17 protein-coding genes are annotated in these 15,358 nt (G+C 73.3%); 2 read left to right on the top strand and 15 right to left on the bottom strand.

Annotated elements, in window-relative coordinates; genetic code table 11:
- Positions 1–6: 6 nt before the first annotated feature.
- From ACY3FI_RS07605 to ACY3FI_RS07535, 15 genes are all read right to left on the bottom strand, one after another.
- Positions 7–1,728: a flagellar hook-length control protein FliK gene (locus ACY3FI_RS07605; RefSeq protein WP_462550180.1), complete on the bottom strand. Its 1,722-nt coding sequence runs from the start codon at positions 1,726–1,728 to the stop codon at positions 7–9.
- The gene (locus ACY3FI_RS07600) at positions 1,725–2,468 is read right to left on the bottom strand and encodes a C40 family peptidase (RefSeq protein WP_462550179.1); all 744 of its coding nucleotides are present in this window, start codon (positions 2,466–2,468) and stop codon (positions 1,725–1,727) included. The genes ACY3FI_RS07605 and ACY3FI_RS07600 overlap by 4 nt, the downstream gene beginning before the upstream one ends.
- Positions 2,465–2,896: a flagellar FliJ family protein gene (locus ACY3FI_RS07595; protein ID WP_462550178.1), complete on the bottom strand. Its 432-nt coding sequence runs from the start codon at positions 2,894–2,896 to the stop codon at positions 2,465–2,467. Before ACY3FI_RS07595 ends, ACY3FI_RS07600 begins: the two co-directional genes overlap by 4 nt.
- Positions 2,896–4,233 (bottom strand): FliI/YscN family ATPase, encoded by a 1,338-nt coding sequence (locus ACY3FI_RS07590; RefSeq protein ID WP_462550177.1) that lies wholly within the window; start codon positions 4,231–4,233, stop codon positions 2,896–2,898. The genes ACY3FI_RS07595 and ACY3FI_RS07590 overlap by 1 nt, the downstream gene beginning before the upstream one ends.
- On the bottom strand, positions 4,230–4,877 hold the full coding sequence (locus ACY3FI_RS07585) for a FliH/SctL family protein (protein WP_462550176.1): 648 nt from the start codon (positions 4,875–4,877) through the stop codon (positions 4,230–4,232). Before ACY3FI_RS07585 ends, ACY3FI_RS07590 begins: the two co-directional genes overlap by 4 nt.
- Positions 4,870–5,928: a flagellar motor switch protein FliG gene (gene fliG, locus ACY3FI_RS07580; RefSeq protein WP_462550175.1), complete on the bottom strand. Its 1,059-nt coding sequence runs from the start codon at positions 5,926–5,928 to the stop codon at positions 4,870–4,872. The genes ACY3FI_RS07585 and fliG overlap by 8 nt, the downstream gene beginning before the upstream one ends.
- Complete coding sequence (gene fliF, locus ACY3FI_RS07575; protein WP_462550174.1) at positions 5,925–7,595, bottom strand: flagellar basal-body MS-ring/collar protein FliF; 1,671 nt, start codon at positions 7,593–7,595, stop codon at positions 5,925–5,927. Before fliF ends, fliG begins: the two co-directional genes overlap by 4 nt.
- Positions 7,595–7,966 (bottom strand): flagellar hook-basal body complex protein FliE, encoded by a 372-nt coding sequence (gene fliE, locus ACY3FI_RS07570; protein ID WP_462550173.1) that lies wholly within the window; start codon positions 7,964–7,966, stop codon positions 7,595–7,597. The genes fliF and fliE overlap by 1 nt, the downstream gene beginning before the upstream one ends.
- Positions 7,966–8,361, bottom strand: a complete 396-nt coding sequence (locus tag ACY3FI_RS07565) for a flagellar basal body rod protein FlgC (RefSeq protein ID WP_096899330.1) — start codon at positions 8,359–8,361, stop codon at positions 7,966–7,968. Before ACY3FI_RS07565 ends, fliE begins: the two co-directional genes overlap by 1 nt.
- The gene (locus ACY3FI_RS07560) at positions 8,358–8,702 is read right to left on the bottom strand and encodes a flagellar basal body rod protein FlgB (RefSeq protein WP_462550172.1); all 345 of its coding nucleotides are present in this window, start codon (positions 8,700–8,702) and stop codon (positions 8,358–8,360) included. Before ACY3FI_RS07560 ends, ACY3FI_RS07565 begins: the two co-directional genes overlap by 4 nt.
- Before the next feature lie 294 nt (positions 8,703–8,996).
- Positions 8,997–9,278: a hypothetical protein gene (locus ACY3FI_RS07555; protein WP_462550171.1), complete on the bottom strand. Its 282-nt coding sequence runs from the start codon at positions 9,276–9,278 to the stop codon at positions 8,997–8,999.
- A complete protein-coding gene (gene fliS, locus ACY3FI_RS07550) occupies positions 9,268–9,744 on the bottom strand; it encodes a flagellar export chaperone FliS (RefSeq protein WP_462550170.1) in 477 nt (158 codons plus the stop codon). Before fliS ends, ACY3FI_RS07555 begins: the two co-directional genes overlap by 11 nt.
- Positions 9,745–9,755: 11 nt before the next feature.
- Entirely contained in the window at positions 9,756–11,159 is a 1,404-nt protein-coding gene (gene fliD / locus ACY3FI_RS07545) for a flagellar filament capping protein FliD (RefSeq protein WP_462550169.1), read from the bottom strand.
- A gap of 103 nt (positions 11,160–11,262) precedes the next feature.
- Entirely contained in the window at positions 11,263–12,102 is an 840-nt protein-coding gene (locus tag ACY3FI_RS07540; RefSeq protein ID WP_462550168.1) for a flagellin N-terminal helical domain-containing protein, read from the bottom strand.
- A 131-nt stretch (positions 12,103–12,233) separates the two neighbouring features.
- The gene (locus tag ACY3FI_RS07535) at positions 12,234–13,052 is read right to left on the bottom strand and encodes a sigma-70 family RNA polymerase sigma factor (protein WP_462550167.1); all 819 of its coding nucleotides are present in this window, start codon (positions 13,050–13,052) and stop codon (positions 12,234–12,236) included.
- Between the two features lie 366 nt (positions 13,053–13,418).
- On the opposite strand from ACY3FI_RS07535, the gene ACY3FI_RS07530 reads away from it, so the two are divergent.
- Positions 13,419–13,934: a flagellar protein FlgN gene (locus tag ACY3FI_RS07530; RefSeq protein ID WP_462550166.1), complete on the top strand. Its 516-nt coding sequence runs from the start codon at positions 13,419–13,421 to the stop codon at positions 13,932–13,934.
- A 4-nt stretch (positions 13,935–13,938) separates the two neighbouring features.
- Positions 13,939–15,357, top strand: coding sequence for a flagellar hook-associated protein FlgK (gene flgK, locus ACY3FI_RS07525; RefSeq protein ID WP_462550165.1), 1,419 nt, complete (start codon positions 13,939–13,941; stop codon positions 15,355–15,357).
- Position 15,358: the final 1 nt, after the last annotated feature.

The raw sequence follows: 15,358 nt of genomic DNA, 5'->3' as shown, positions 1-15,358 counted from the left end.
TCCGCGTCAGGCGAGGACGTCGAGTCCGGCGGTGCGGACGGTGGGCGTGGTGGTGGTGCCGGGCGTGCGCGGGGTGGGGCGCGCCTCCGGGCCGGGGCCGGGCCCGGCGAACGCCGGGGTGGGCCGGTCCCGCTGCCCGGACGGGGTGTCCGGGTGGTTCTGCGAGGACAGGTCGAGGGTCGTCGACAGACCGGTGCCCGCGGTGTCGCGGCGCAGCTCCGGCAGGACCTGACGGACCGCGTCGCGTCCCGCGTCGGAGGCGGCGAAGAGCTCGACGTGCATGCCGTACGCCGTCACGTGTGCGCGGACCGTGACCGGGCCGAGCGCGTCGGGCGTGACCTGGACGGTCACGACGTGGTCACCGGGGCCGGCCTGCGCGAGGGTGAAGAGCGGGCGTGCGAGCTGCTGGGTGAGCGGTGCGGGGGCGTTCGCGGTCGCGGCGCCGGACGTGGGTGCCGGCGCGGTCGCCGCGGTCGTCGCGGGTGTGGGGACGACGAAGGCGGTCTCACCACCGCGCGGTGCCGCGACGGTCTGGAGGCGCGGATCGCCCCGGTCGGCACCGTTCCCGTCCGTCCCGTGGCCGGTCCGGGAACCGGCACCACCCGTCGTGCCGAGCGCTGCGGCAGGCACGGCGACGACGACGGGCGCTTCCCCCGCGGAGGTCGTGGCGGTCGGCGTCGCGGCGCCCGTGGGCGCGGGCGTGGCCGATGCAGCCGCAGAGGAGGCAGGAGCGGAGGCGGTGACCGTGGCCACGGTCGCTGCCGCCGCAGTCGTCGTGGCGTCCGCGGCGTGCGGTGTCGCGATCGCCGCGGTGGCGGACGTCGGAGCGGCAGCCGATGATGCTGCGGCGACCGACGCAGCGGCCAGCGACGCCGCGGGCACGGACATTGTGCGCACCGGTGCCGTCGTGCCGGCGGCAGCTGCGGTCGAGCGCACGGGCTCGGTGCTCGTCGGGGTCGGTGCGGGCGTCGCGAGCACGGCCGCGTCCGGGGACGTCGCGACCGGTCGTGCGGTGACGGCGGTGCGGTCGGCGGCGGCGCCGAGCGGGGTCGTGCCGACACCCGCCGTGACGGCCCCGACGGCGGACGCGACGGGCGCGCCCGGTCCGGGGACGGCGGCCTGATCCGCCGTCGCCTCCGTCCGGGGGGCTCGCTCGGCCGTCGTGGCCGGCGTGGCCGAGGCGGTCGACGGCACCGTGCTCGCCGCGACGACGCTCGGCTCGACGACGGGGCCGGGAGCCGGAGCGGGTGCGAGGGGCGCAGGCATCGCGGAGACGGACGGGTCGGTCGGCGTCACCGTGGCGTCGACCGTCGTCGGGGTCGGCGTGTCCCCGGCGTCGGCGGCAGCGTCCGGCGTCGTGGCCGTCGTGGTGCTGTCGGCGTCCGCCCGTCCGGCGTGATCGAGCGGTCGGCCGGACCGGTCCGACGCGGTGCGCCGGTCGACCGTCGTGTCCCGGTCGTCGCCGCGCTGCTCGTGGCCTGCCGGGCGCGTGCCGAGGCCGGTCGCGCGTCGGTCGGACGTGGCGGCGCGGTCCGCGTGCCGGTCGGTCGACGCCGGCCGCTCGTGGCGCCGGTCGGTCGCGGCGGGACGGTCCGCTGCGTGCCGGTCGGTCGCCGCTGCGAGGGCCGCCCCGAACGACTGCGCGGAGCCGGCGCCGCGCGCTGCCGAGGACCCCGCCGACACCGAGGTGTCCGGAGTGACGAGGCGCTGGGTGATCGAGGTGCTCATGCTGCCCTCCCGTTCTGCATGGCGGCGAGCAGCGCGGCGGTCTGCAGGTCGGTCGCCCCCGCTGCCGTCGACGCGGACGCCGTGGCCGTCTGCCCCTGCGCGGGGACGATGCGGCGGATGGTGGCGATGTCGGAGTCGTGGTACCAGTTGTCGACGATCCGGACGTCCTTGCCCGGACGCGGGGCGTGCAGCACCTTGCCGTCGCCGACGTAGATGACGATGTGCTGCTCGCCCTTCGGCACGATGAGGTCCCCGGGCTGCGCGTCCTTCAGGGAGCCGACCTCGACGCCCATCTTCGCCTGGTCCGGCACGACGCGCGGCATCGTGACGCCGAGGTCCTTGAACACGGTCTGCACGAGGCCGGAGCAGTCCATGCCGCTCCGGGTGGTGCCGCCGAACACGTAGGGCACGCCGAGGTACTTCTTCGCGTCGGCCACCACGTCCGTCCCGCTCGCACCGCTGCCGGTGGCGAGGGTCCCGCGCCCGGCGTCGACCGAGGTCTTCGGCGTCGCAGTCGTGGCGTCGGTCGCACCGGTCCCGCCGAGGGCGGCCGCGAGGGCCGACGAGGCGCTCGACGTGCCGGTCCCGGCGCCGGTGCTCTCGGTCGCGAGGGCGTCCGCGAACGCGCTCGACGACGCCGCGGTGTCGGTCGCCGCGGCGGTCGCCCCGGGGCCGGCCTGGAGTGCGTCGATGCGGGTCCGGATCTCGGCGATCCGGGAGAGCACGGCGTCCACGCTCATCGGGCACCACCTTCCGTGCGGCTGCGGGCCGCGATCTCGTCGAGGGCGTTCTGTTCGGTGCGGAGCTCGTGGGCGGTCTCCTGCGCGACGTGCTGGGCCTCGAGCTTCTCGAGACCGAGGGCGGCCCGGCGCGCGGCGGTGTGCTCCTGCTGCGCCTGCCCGGCCTCGGCGCGACGGTTCTGCACGACGGCGTCGAGCTCCTCGAGCATCCCCCGCGTGGCCGCCCGAGCCGCGGCGACCGCGCTGAGGGTGGCGGCGTCCTCGATCGGACGCGCGTCCTCCGTGTCGGCGAGGCTGCGGCGTGCGGCGATCCGCGCGTCGGCGGCGTCACGGAGCCGTTCGTTCGCGGCGGCGAGGGCCGCGGCGGCCCGGTCCTGCTCGGTGTGCCGGAGGCGGAGCAGCCCGGCGAGCGGGAAGCGGCGGGCCATCAGCGCGCCCCACCGGGGGCGAGGACGGCGGCGAGCCGTTCGAGTGCCTGCCACGACGCGGCCGCGGTGGCACGCTCGTCCATGCCCTGTCGGAGGAACGCGTCGATCGCACCCTGGTGGTCGACCGCGGCGTCCACGAGCGGGTTCGACCCGCGCTGGTACGCGCCGACGTCGAGCAGGTCCTGCGCGGCCTTCCGGGCGGCCATCACGCTCCGCAGGGTCGTGGCGGCTCCGCTTTGCGCGGACGTGGTCACCTTCGAGGCGACACGGGACACCGAACCGAGGGCATCGACGGACGGGAAGTGCCCCGTGACCGCCAGCTTCCGGTCGAGCACGACGTGCCCGTCCAGGATGCTGCGCGCGGCGTCGGCGATCGGCTCGTTGTGGTCGTCGCCGTCGACGAGCACCGTGTACATCCCGGTGATGCTGCCGACCCGGTCCGTGCCGGCGCGTTCGAGCAGCCCGGCGAGCACCGAGAACGTCGACGGCGGGTAACCCCGGGTCGCGGGCGGCTCCCCCACCGACAGGCCGATCTCACGCTGCGCCATCGCGACTCGGGTGAGCGAGTCCATCATCAACACGACGTCCTGCCCGGCGTCGCGGAAGGACTCCGCGATCCGGGTGGCGACGAACGCGGCACGGAGGCGCATCAGCGCCGGCTCGTCGGACGTCGAGACGACGACGATCGAGCGGGCGAGACCCTCCGGTCCGAGGTCGTCCTCGAGGAACTCGCGCACCTCGCGGCCGCGTTCGCCGACGAGCGCGATGACGTTCACGGCGGCGTCGCTGCCGCGGGCGATCATCGACAGGAGTGAGGACTTGCCGACGCCGGATCCGGCGAACAGGCCCATGCGCTGCCCCCGGCCGACGGTGGTCAGGGTGTCGAGCACCCGCACCCCGAGCTGCAGGGGCGTGTCGATCCGGGTCCGCGCCATCGCGTTCGGCGTCTCGTGGTCGAGCGGCACCCAGGCGTCGGCGACGAGCGGGCCGCGGCCGTCGATCGGCCGACCGAGCCCGTCGAGCACGCGCCCGAAGAGACCGGTGCCGGTGGGCACGGTCACCGGCTGGCCGGTCGGTCGTGCCGGTGTGCCCGCGGTGATGCCGGTGAGCCGGCCGAGCGGCATGCAGCGCACGCCGGCGGCATCGGTCGCGACGACCTCGACGGCGGTCTGCGGCCCGTCCTCGTGGCCGACCGTGACGACCTCGCCGATCCGGGCGTCGAGCCCGGCGACGGTCAGCCCGAGCCCGACGGCGCTCGTGACGACGCCGACGCGCTCCGGGGCGGCGCGCCGGAGCGCGGTGTCGAGGGCGCGCGGGCGGAGCAGCGTGGCGGTCACGAGGCGACCCCCAGGGCGGCGCGTGCCCGGTCGAGGGCTGCACCGATCCGGGCGTCGAGCATCCCGTCGGGCAGGTCGACGACGGCGTCGCCGTCGCGCAGCGACGGGTCCGCGATCACCGGCACGGGGAGGTCGCAGTCGGCGACCCGCGCCGCGTCGGCGGGGCTGAGCCGTACCGCCAGCGCGACCGTGCGGTCGACCGAGGCGAGCGCCCGGCGGACGGTCGCCTCCGCGCCGGTGGCGGGGCGCGCCTCCAGGCCAGCGTCCTGGCCCACCTCGGACGCGGCGTCCGCACGGGAGGCACGGATCACGTGCCCGACGACGGCCTCCGCGAGTTCCAGCGCGGCCTCGACCACCGACTCCTCGGCGTCCCGCAGCACCGGTGCGACCTGCGAGAGCAGTGCGTTCGTCGCCGCGTCGACGACGGCGATGCGACGGACGGTGTCCGCGCGGAGCGCCGCGACCGCGGCGGCGTGCTCCGCCTCGAGCCGGGCGCGGAGGGCGTCCGTCTCGGCCTGCGCGGCGCGCAGCCCGGCCGCGTAGCCGGCGGCGTGGCCGCGGACGTCGGCCGCGGTGTCGCGTGCACGCGTGGTGGCACCGGCGATGACCGGGAACGCGACGCGCTGGACGGTCTGCTCAGTCAACGAGCTCGTCCTCCTCGGCGCGGTGCACGGTGATGACGCCCTGCGCCTCGAGCTCGCGGACCGAACGGACCACCTCGGCGCGCGCCTCCTCGACCTGCGAGACGCGGACCGGGCCCATCGACTGCAGCTCGTCGTCCAGGAGCTCGCGGTTGCGCTCGGACACGTTCGCGCGGATCGTCTCGATGACGGGGGCGGCAGCGCCCTTCATGGCGGTCGCGAGGAGCTTGGAGTCGACACCGCGGAGCACCTGCTGGATGTCGCGCGACTCGAGCTTCACGATGTCCTCGAAGGTGAGCATCCGCGAACGGATGTCCTCGGCGAGTTCCGGGTCACGCGCCTCCAGACCGTCGAGGACGGCCTTCTCGGTGGCGACGTCGGAGCGGTTGATGATCTCGACGAGCGGTGCGATACCGCCGACGACCTCGATGCTCTCGCGCGGCGAGACGACGGCGCCGGCGCGCTGCCGGAGCACCCCGGCGACGATGCCGACCGCCTCGGGCGTGGCGGTCCCCATCGTGGCGAAGGCCTGGGCGACGTCGGTGCGCGCACGCTCCTCGACCCCGGCGAGCACGGCGCTGGCCTGCGCCGGCTTGAGGTGCGCGAGCACGAGGGCGATGGTCTGCGGGAGCTCACCCTCGAGGAGCGAGACGACCTGACCGGGCTCCGCGTCGTCGAGGAAGTCGAACGACTGCCCGGCGAGGTTGGAGGCCAGGCGGTCCATCACGCCGGCGGCGCGCTCGGCGCCGAACGACGCCTCGAGGAGCCCGAGGGCGGTCTCCTTGCCGCCGCGCTTCTGGCTGCGGCCGCTCAGCGTCATCCGGTGGAACTCGGTGAGGGTGCGGTCGACGACGGTGTCCTCGACCCGGCGCATCCGGACGATCTCGGCGGAGATCTCCTCCGCCTCCATCTCGGTGAACTGCTTCATCACCTCGGCGGCGCGGTCGGTCTCCATCTGCATGAGGATGAGGGCGACCTTCTGCGCTCCGGTCAGCGGACGGTCGGATGCGGACCCGGTGCCGCCGGAGCCCGGCGCGGGCGTCAGGGCGCTCACACCGACGCCCGGTCGTCCAGGAGCCCACGGAGGAGCTCGGCGGTGCGCTTCGGGTCCCGCTCGGCGAGGGCGGAGATCTCCTGGCGCCGGCGCTCGGCCGAGACCTCCTCGGTGGTGAGCACCTCCGTCGGGGCGTCGTCGTACGGCATGGCGGGCAGCGCGACGGTCGGGGCGTCCCCGCCGTCGAGGGCGCTCCGGTCCGCACCGTCGACCGCGAGCGGGAGCTGGAAGGTCTCGCCGGAGAAGGCGTCGAGCTCGCCGAGGTCCACGGCTTCGCGCTCCTGCTTCCGGCTGCGGCGGAGCAGGAAGAAGACGATCGCGAGCAGGGCCAGCAGGGCGGCGACGACGATGCCGGCCGTGCGGATGGTCGACCAGAGCGCCTCCTGCTGGTCGGCCTGCTGCTGCTCCTTGAGGGCCTTCGCCGCGCGGTCGGCGGCGCTCGAGTCGAAGTCCATCATGGCGACGCGCACCTGGTCGCCACGGTTCGTGTCGACCCCCGCGGCCGCCGACACGAGGTCGTTGATGCTCTGCAGGTTCGCGTTCTGCACCGCGGTGGCCTTGGAGTTCAGGGCGACCGAGATCGTCTGGCGGTCGAGGGCGCCCGCCGGGATCTGCGTGGTCTCGGTCGTGTGGTCGACGGCGTTGTTCTTCGTCGCCGACTCGTTCGTGTAGCCGCCGTTCCCGGTGCCGCTGGTCGCGGAGCCGTTCGGCACGGCGATGTTGTCCGGGCCGAGGACACCGGTCGCCCCGGCGCCGCCGGCACCCGAACCGGAACCGTACTGCTCGGTGGTGCTCGACTCGTTGAGCGCGACCGGGCCGGTCGTCGGCGTCGTGTAGCTCTCCGAGGTGCGCGTGCCGGAGTTCTGGTTCATCGTCCCGGAGACGACGACGCTCGCGTTGCCGACGCCGAGCGTCGTGTCGAGCAGGTCCTGGATCTTCTTGCTCGTCGCGGCGTCGTAGTCGGCGGCCTGGTCCGCGCCGGAACCGGTCGCACCGGTGCCGACGGCGGAGAGCGTCTGGCCCTTCTGGTCGACGACCGAGACGTCGGTCGGCTGCATGCCCTCGACCGCGGCGCTCGTCAGGTGCACGATGGCCTGCACCTGGTCGGTGCTGAGCTGCGCGCCGTTCTTCGTGGCGATGAACACCGACGCGGTCGGGTCCTTCTCCTCGGCGACGAAGACGGTCTTCTCCGGGATCGCGAGCTGCACGGTCGCGGTCTGCACGCCGTCCATCGCGCTGATCGTCTTGGCGAGCTCGCCCTCGATCGCGCGCTTGTAGGTGACGTTCTGCTGGAACTCGGAGCTCGTCACGCCCATCTGGTCGAGGAGCGAGTAGCCGCCCTCGTTGGACGACGGCAGACCGTTCGACGCGGCCTTGAGACGCTCGGAGTACACCGACCCCTGCGGCACGAGGATCGTCGCGCCGCCGTCGGTGAGCTGGTACGGCACCCCGTCGGTGGTGAGCTGGTCGGTCACGCTCGAGGCGTCCGCAGCGGCGAGGCCGGTGAACAGCGGCGCGTACGACGCCTTGCCGAGCCAGCTCGTGAGGGCGATGCCACCGAGCACGAGCGCGGCGACGACGAGGATCGCGATGGTCCGCTGCGCGGCGCTGAACCCCTTGACGTAGTCGGCCAGGCGGCCGAGGACGTTCTTGACGGCGACGGGCATCAGGCCTGCATCCTCATGATCTCGTTGAAGGCGTCGACGCCCTTGTTGCGGACGGCGGCGACGAGCTCGAGCGTGACCTGCGCGCGGGTGGCGGCGATCGTGGCGTCGTGGATGTCGTCGAGGTTGCCGGTGACGGCCTTGAGCGCGAGGGTCTTCGAGTCGCTCTGCAGCGACTGCAGCCCGTCGACGGCGTTGCCGAGGCTCGCGGCGAAGCCGCTGCCGTCGGTGCCGGTCGTTGCGCCTGCGCCGGTCGCGCCGGTCAGCCCGTCGGTGCTCGTCACCGCGCCCGCGCCGGAGGCGGCGTCGGCGGCACCCGAGAAGGCACGGGTCATCGCGTTGGTGGTCACACCGTTGACGGCGTCGATGGGCATCAGTTCTTCCCGATCTGCAGTGCCGCCTCGTAGGCGGTCTTGGCGCGGTCCACCACGGCGGCGTTCGCCTGGTAGCCCCGCTGGGCCATGATGAGGTCCGCCATCTGCGTGCCGAGGTCGATGTCCGGCATGCGGACGTAGCCCTCCGCGTTCGCGAGCGGGTTGTCCGGGTCGTAGGTCACGCGGCCGGCGGCGCTGCCGAACGCGGCGCCCTTGACGTAGGCGCCGGAGACGCCGGCGCCCTCCTGGACCTCGACGTAGCGCGCCTGGAACGCGGAGTCGTCCATCGACCGGACGGTGTTGACGTTGGCGATGTTGTCGGAGATGGCGTCGAGCCACTTCCGGTGCACGGTCATGCCGGTGCTCGCGATGCCGATCGCGTCGAAGGTCGTCACGAGTTCGTCCGCATCGCCGCACGGACGCTGGTCAGCTCGGAGTTCATCGCCTGCGTGGCGAACTGGTACCGCAGGACGGTGTCCACGTTCGACAGCGTCTCCTCGTCGAGGTTGACGTTGTTGCCGTTCGTGTTCGTCGGCTCGAGGCTCCGGGCGATCGTGGGAGCGGTCCGGCCGCTGCCGTCGACGATCGACTTCGCGAGGGCGTCCTCGAACTGGACCTTCTCGGCGTGGTACCCGGGGGTGTTGATGTTCGCGACGTTGTCGGCGATGACCCGCTGCCGCATGGACAGCCCGTCGAGTGCGCTCTGCAGCGCGGCGCTCGTCACGGAATCGAACACGGGAGACCCGTCCCCTCGTCGTGCGACGTCGTTGAGATGTCGCCGATGGCGGTGGCCGATCCATGGCCGAACTGGTGAGCGATCCGTGCTCACCGGGCGCTGTCGGATGCCCGTCGGCCCGCGTTAGCCGTCGCCCCGAACGGGGGCCGGACGCGCAGGGCCGAGCGCGCAGGGCCGGGTCGCGGGCCCGGGTCCCCGGCCCGGTCGCGGAGTCGGGGTCGGAACATGTACACGCGTGTTGCGACGGGCGGGCCCTCCGGAGGGCCGAACGGTCAGCGGCGCGCCGCTCGGCCGCTACGCGGAGGCGTCGAGGTACACCGAGCCGCGCGGCTCACGTGTCGCGTCGACCGCGCGCAGCGCACCGAGGTGCTCGAGCGTCACGCGACGCTCCTCCTCGAGCGCGGCCGCCCGGTCTCGCTGTGCCGCCACCAGCCGGGAGGCGCGCCCCACCAGCTCGCGCGGCACCGGTCCGAGTCCGGTCGGCTCCACCCACGCCGCACCGGTCGTGTCGACCGTGTCCTGTTCCAGCGCGGTCAGGACCGCCTCCCAGGCGTCCCGGGACTCCTCAGGCGACACCGAGTGCTCCCCCGGCGCCGCCCTGCTGCGCCGTGGTCGCCGGCAGCGCCGCGGCGGCCTCGTGCCATGACTGACGGAGCGGTTCGAGGATCCGGATGCAGTCGCGCGTCGCCTGCACGTCGCGGTGCACGTTCGCCGTGATGAGCGAGGTCGAGGCGTAGTTGTAGATCGCCAGCAGCCCCTCGCCGCCGTCCCAGACGTCGATCCGCAGCGTCGAGGACAGCTCGCCGACGATGGCCTGTGCGTGCAGGAGCTGCTCGCGCGCGGCTTCCCAGTCGGCGGACGTCTGGGCGGCTTCGGCACGGTGCAGGTCGAGCAGCAGCCGGTCGTAGAGCATCGTGACGAGCTGCGCGGGCGTCGCGGAGAGGACGGCCTCGTTCGTGTACTGCGCGCGCCGCTGGTCGGTGACGGTGCGGGGCTGTGCGGCCTGGCGGAAGGCGGCGGCCTGCAGGTCGAAGGTGTTCACGGTGGTTCCCGTCAGCTCGAGGTCGACGCGAGCTGGCTCGCGAGCCAGCTCGACTGGGACTGGAGTTTGCTGAGGCTGGTCTCGAGCGCGGAGTACTGGCGCTGCAGCGTTGCACGTCGGGTGGTGAGGCGGTCGGTCCAGCTGTCGATCTGCGTCGTGAGGTCCTTCGCGACCGACTGCTGCCCCGTGACCGAGGTCGTGATCGACCCGGTGTACTTGTCCGACGCCGCGGTGGCTGCCGCGCCGACGTTCGTGGCGACGCCGGAGAGGATCGCCTGCGTCCCCTGCGGGTCGGCGGCGAGGGCCTTCTGGAACGCGTCGGCGTCGAAGGTGAAGTCGCCGTCCTTCGTGATGACGATCCCGATCGAGGACGGCGACTTGCCGTTCACGGGCTGCGACATCGTGCTGGTCAGCCGCTGCACCGCGTCCCGCGTGGTGGCGTCCCCGACCAGGACCCCGGCGTTCGTCGTCGTGGTGCCGCTCGTCGCGCTGGTGGTGCTCGTGACCGTGGTGTTCGAGCCGTAGTACTTGGTGACGGCGTTGAGCGCGTCGACCAGGCCCGAGGCGACGGCCTGCGCCTTCGTGCTGTCCTGCGCGACCGACACCGTCACGGGGTCGGTCGTGGTCTGCGTCACCGTGACGGAGACACCCGGCAGGAGGTCGGCGAAGGTGTTCGTGGCGCTCGTGACGGTCTGCGCGGCGGCGGTGCCGGCCCAGAGGGTCACGCTGGCGTCGCGGCCCTGCGTGACGACGGCGGCGCCGATCTCGCCGAGGACGTTCGTCGCCGTGCCCGCGGTGACCTCGGCCCCGGTCCCCCGGTAGACCTCGAAGGCCCCGGCAGCGCCGGTCTTCGCCGCGGTGAACTGCAGGCGGTAGAGCTTGCTGCCGTCGGCGGCGGTGCCGGCGGCGACCTTCGTCGCGCTGACGCCCGCGCCGGCCTTGTTGATCGCGGAGACGGCGTCGTCGAGCGACCCGGACGAGGGGGTCACGGTGGTCTGCTTGCCGTCCGCGCCGACGATCGTGATCGGTCCGGCCGCGTCCGCCCAGGTGGCCTTCGCCGCGGTGACCCCGACGTGCGCCGCGGCCGTGGAGCCGACGGTGAAGGCGACGCTCCCGGTGCTCGCGGTCGCGCCGGTCGCGACCGTGACGCCGGCGGACGACGAGGTGCCGGCGAAGACGTCGAGCGACGTGGCCTTCGCGGCGTCGGCCGCCTTGGTGGCGAGCGACTGCACGAGCCCGTTGATCGTCTGCAGTGACGAGATGAACGAGTTCGTGTCGGTGAGCTTGTTCTTGAGCAGCGTCTGCGGGACCTGCTCGATCGACATCAGGGAGTTGATGAGGTCGGTCGTCTTGAGGCCGCTGACGAGACCGTCGATCGCGAGGCTGGTCGCGGAGGACACGGACGACGTGGACATCGATGGCTCCCTGCCGTCGGTGGTGCTGGTCGTGGGGTCGTGGGAAGGGCGACGCCGCCGCCCGGGAGACCTGAACGATCCCGGACGGCGGCGTCAGTCGGTGCTAGCGGAGGAGCGAGAGCACACCCTGCGTGCTCTGGTTCGCCTGCGCGAGCATCGAGGTGCCGGCCTGGCTGAGGATGTTGTCGCGCGTGTACTTGACCATCTCCTCCGCCATGTCGACGTCGGTGATGCGCGAGCTCGCCGCGGTCAGGTTCTCCTTGGCCACGTTCGTCACGTTGATGGCGTGGTCGAAGCGGTTCTGGATGGCACCGATGTTCGAACGAGCAGACGAGACGTACTTGATCTGCTTGTCGATCTCGGTGATCGCGGCCTGCGCGTTGTCCGCGGTGTCGAACGTGAGCGCGCCGACGGCGGTCGCCACGTCCTCGACGTTGGACTTCGACAGGTCGACCGAGATGCGGCTCGCGGCGTCACCGTTCGCGCCGACCTGGAACTGCAGCACGCCCGCGGTGCCGGCGGAGCCGTCGAGCAGGTTGATGCCGTTGAAGTTGGTCGATGCCGAGATGCGGGTGAGCTCCTTGGTGAGCTCGCCGACCTCGGTGGTGATCGCCGTGCGCGAGTCCGCGTTGTTCGAGTCGTTACCGGCCTGGACGGCCAGGTCGCGCATGCGCTGGAGGATCGAGTGGGTCTCGGTGAGGCCACCTTCAGCGGTCTGCACGACGGAGATGCCGTCCTGTGCGTTGCGGGCGGCGACCGTGAGGCCACCGACCTGCGACTTGAGCCCCTCGGAGATCGACAGACCGGCCGCATCGTCGGCAGCACGGTTGATGCGGAGGCCGCTCGAGAGCTTCTCGAGGGACTTCGACAGGTCGTTCTGCGTCGCGTTGAGGTTCCGGTACGTGTTGAGTGCCGAGAGGTTGGTGTTGATGGACATACCCATGGTGAATTCCTCCGTGAAGTCTGGGCTCTGCGTCTGCCCGTCCGTGGGCTGACATGGATGACTCTCGGCCGGTCGACCGGAGCCGTTAGTGGATCGGCGGAGAAACTTCGCGAGGAGTGTCCGCCGACGCCTCAGCTCGCGACGACCACCGGGGTCGTGGCGTCCTGCACGGCGCGCGCCACGCCGGCTGCGGCGTTCGCGGCGACCCGCGCCAGGTACGCGCTCCGGCGGGCGGCGGTGGTGCGCGAGGCCGGTTCGGCAGCGGCCGCACCCTCGTCTCCGTAGTGCGCGGCGAGGCCGTCGCGGAGCAGCCGCATCGCCTCGGAGCGCTGCTGCGAGACGGCGGAGTGCGTGATGCCGAGCTCCACGGCGACGTCGGTGACGGTGCGGTCACCGAAGTAGACCTGCTCGACGATGAGTCGCATCCGCTCGGGCAGCGCCTCCACGGCGGCGCGGAGGTACCGACGCTTCTCGGCCTCCAACAGCTCCTCGCCGGGCAGCGGGGCGTCGGCGGCGAGCACGTCGTGGACGGTCTCGTCGATCGGGGTGACGGAGCGGGCCGCGTCGGCCATCGCGTCGGAGGCGGTCTGGCGGTCGACGCCCATCGCGTCCGCGACCTCCTGCACGCCGACGCTCCGGCCGAGACGCGCGGAGAGGGCCTCCTGCGTGGCGAGGGTCTCGCGGATGCGCTTCCGGGTGCCGCGGGACGCCCAGTCGGCGGAGCGCATGTCGTCGGCGAGGGCACCGGCGATCCGGGTGCGGGCGTAGGCACCGAACGGCACGCCGAGGTCGGGGTCGAACGCGTCGGCGGCGGCCACGAGTGCGAGCGAGCCGACGGCCGCCAGCTCGTCCCGGTCGAGGTGCGTGGCGCGTGCCCGGACGTCCGCGACGATGTAGCCGACGAGCGGCAGGTGCTCCACGATCATCGCGTTGCGTGCGTTGCGGTCCATGTCGTTCCCCTGGTCATCTGACGTTCCTGACCCGTCCGTGGGCACGGCTGACGCCGGCCTCGGTTGGCCGGTGTGTACGCCGAAGAACCACCCGGATCCGTCCGGGCGGGCACCTGGGTGTCCCCCGTGGTGCAGATCGAACCTATCGGCTGACAGAGTCCTGAACACTCCCCCGATCGTCCCCAGTGCGGGGGTGTGGCGGGGTTCCAGCGGTCGGCATTTGGGGGGACACGAGATTGGGAACGGTCGTTCTTGTCCCCCGCTCTGGGACTGCCGGGAGGCGCGGCGCACCGCCGCCTCGCCAGCCCGGCCCGTCGCGTGCTTACGTCCGGCGATCCAACGCCGATAGACCTGGCTGTCCGCAGGATGACCGACACACCGACCCGGGAGGAGCTGATGAGCGTGAACGACCTGTCTGCCGTGCTCTGGCGCGAACGCGAACTGCTCGAGCTGCTCACCTTCAAGCTCGAGGAGGAGCAGCTGCTGCTCGCCGCCGGGCGCTCCCGCTGGGTCTCGCACGCCAGTCGCGAGGTCGAGCAGGTCCTCGAACGCCTCCGCAGCACCGGCCTCGAGCGGGCCGCGTCGAGCGCCGAGGTCGCCGAGGAGTGGGGGGTCTCCGCCGATGCACCACTGCGTGACGTCGTCGCCGCCGCCCCCTCCGGTCCGTGGGGCGAGATCCTCGCCGCCCACCTGACCGCGATGATCGAGCTGACGACCGGGATCGCCGCCCTGCGCGACGAGAACGACCGCTTCCTCCGCACCGCCGCGCAGGCGACCGAGGAGACCCTCGCCGGCACCGTCACGGGCGCCTCGACGTACGACGCGTCCGGCTCGTCCGGTGCGGGCACCGACGGCGCCCGCCTGTTCGAGGGGAACCTGTAGCACCGTGGTCAGCACCTTCGGCTCCCTCGCCACCGCCTACTCCGGGCTCGCCGCCGCGCGCGCGGGCATCGACGTCACCGGCCAGAACATCGCGAACGCGAACACCACCGGGTACACCCGCCAGCGCGTCACGCAGTCCTCCGTCCCGGCTGCGCAGGCCGGCTTCGTGCGCGGCACGGCCGCCCTCGCCGGTCAGGGCGTCTCGGTCGACGCCATCGCCCGGCTCGGCTCGCTCACCCTCGACGCCGGCGTCCGGGTCGCATCCGGCTCCTCGGCCTACGCCGGCACCCGCGCGAGCGCGCTCGGTGCCCTGGAGGACGGCCTGCACGAACCCGGGGCGAACGGCCTCGCCACGAAGCTCGACGGGTTCTGGTCGGCGTGGGGCCAGCTCGCTGCGCACCCCGACGACCCGGGTGCGGCCAGCTCCGTCATCGCCGCCGCGGGCACCGTCGCCAGCACCCTCGCCAGCGGCTCCCAGGCCGTCGACGCCCAGTGGACCGCGACGCGCGGCACGGCCGAGGCCCAGGTCACGCAGCTCAACGACGCCGCGAGCCGGGTCGCCGACCTGAACGGTCGCATCCGCACCGCGATCGCTTCGGGCGGCGGCGCGAACGAGCTCGTCGACCAGCGCGACCAGCTCACCGAGCAGATCGCCTCGCTCACCGGCGGCACGGTCCGGGCGAACGCCGACGGCACGGTCGACGTGCTCCTCGGCGGGAACCCGCTCGTGCAGGGCACCGAGGCGCGTTCGGTCGCGCTCGGTGGCGGTGCACGCCTGGCCGACGGCGCCGCGGTCACGGTGTCCTGGACCTCCGGCGACCCCACCCCGATCTCCCTCTCCGGTTCGATCGGCGGGGCGCTCTCCCTGCTCTCCCCCGCGACGGCGAACGGCACGGGCGGTGCCCTCGCCGAGGCCTCGGCGGCCTACGACCGCGTCGCGACCAGCCTGGCGTCCGTCGTCAACACCGAGCACGCGAAGGGCACGACGCCGACCGGCGCGACCGGTGCACCCTTCTTCACGGTCGCCGCCGGCGTGCCGGCGGCACAGGGTCTCTCGGTCGTGCCGACGGACGGCACCGGCCTGGCGACGCGGAACGCGGCGGGGCAGCTCGACGACTCGTTCGCCGACGCGCTCTCGCGGATCGGCGCGGCCGTGGACGGCCCCGACCGCACCTGGGCGACGTTCGTGACGGGGGTGGGCAGCGCCTCCAGGACGGCGACGTCGGAGGCGACGCTGACCGGACTCGCGCTCACCAACGCGCGCACGCAGCAGCAGTCCGGCGCCGGCGTCGACCTCGACGAGGAGAACGTCTCGCTGCTGAGCTACCAGCACGCCTACCAGGGCGCCGCTCGCGTCCTGACCGCCGTCGACGAGATGCTCGACACCATCATCAACCGCGTCGGACTCGTCGGGAGGGGCTGAC

It is taken from the genome of Curtobacterium sp. RM9, from assembly GCF_054956955.1.
This window is presented reverse-complemented; position numbering and strand designations above follow the sequence as displayed.

What these genes read in the sequence shown, in the direction of transcription:
- fliE (WP_462550173.1), bottom strand. Translation starts at nt 7,966, where the DNA reads ATGCCCATCGACGCCGTCAACGGTGTGACCACCAACGCGATGACCCGT.
- ACY3FI_RS07530 (WP_462550166.1), top strand. Translation starts at nt 13,419, where the DNA reads ATGACCGACACACCGACCCGGGAGGAGCTGATGAGCGTGAACGACCTG.
- ACY3FI_RS07600 (WP_462550179.1), bottom strand. Translation starts at nt 2,468, where the DNA reads ATGAGCGTGGACGCCGTGCTCTCCCGGATCGCCGAGATCCGGACCCGC.
- ACY3FI_RS07535 (WP_462550167.1), bottom strand. Translation starts at nt 13,052, where the DNA reads ATGGACCGCAACGCACGCAACGCGATGATCGTGGAGCACCTGCCGCTC.
- fliF (WP_462550174.1), bottom strand. Translation starts at nt 7,595, where the DNA reads ATGCCCGTCGCCGTCAAGAACGTCCTCGGCCGCCTGGCCGACTACGTC.
- ACY3FI_RS07595 (WP_462550178.1), bottom strand. Translation starts at nt 2,896, where the DNA reads ATGGCCCGCCGCTTCCCGCTCGCCGGGCTGCTCCGCCTCCGGCACACC.
- ACY3FI_RS07605 (WP_462550180.1), bottom strand. Translation starts at nt 1,728, where the DNA reads ATGAGCACCTCGATCACCCAGCGCCTCGTCACTCCGGACACCTCGGTG.
- fliD (WP_462550169.1), bottom strand. Translation starts at nt 11,159, where the DNA reads ATGTCCACGTCGTCCGTGTCCTCCGCGACCAGCCTCGCGATCGACGGT.
- ACY3FI_RS07540 (WP_462550168.1), bottom strand. Translation starts at nt 12,102, where the DNA reads ATGGGTATGTCCATCAACACCAACCTCTCGGCACTCAACACGTACCGG.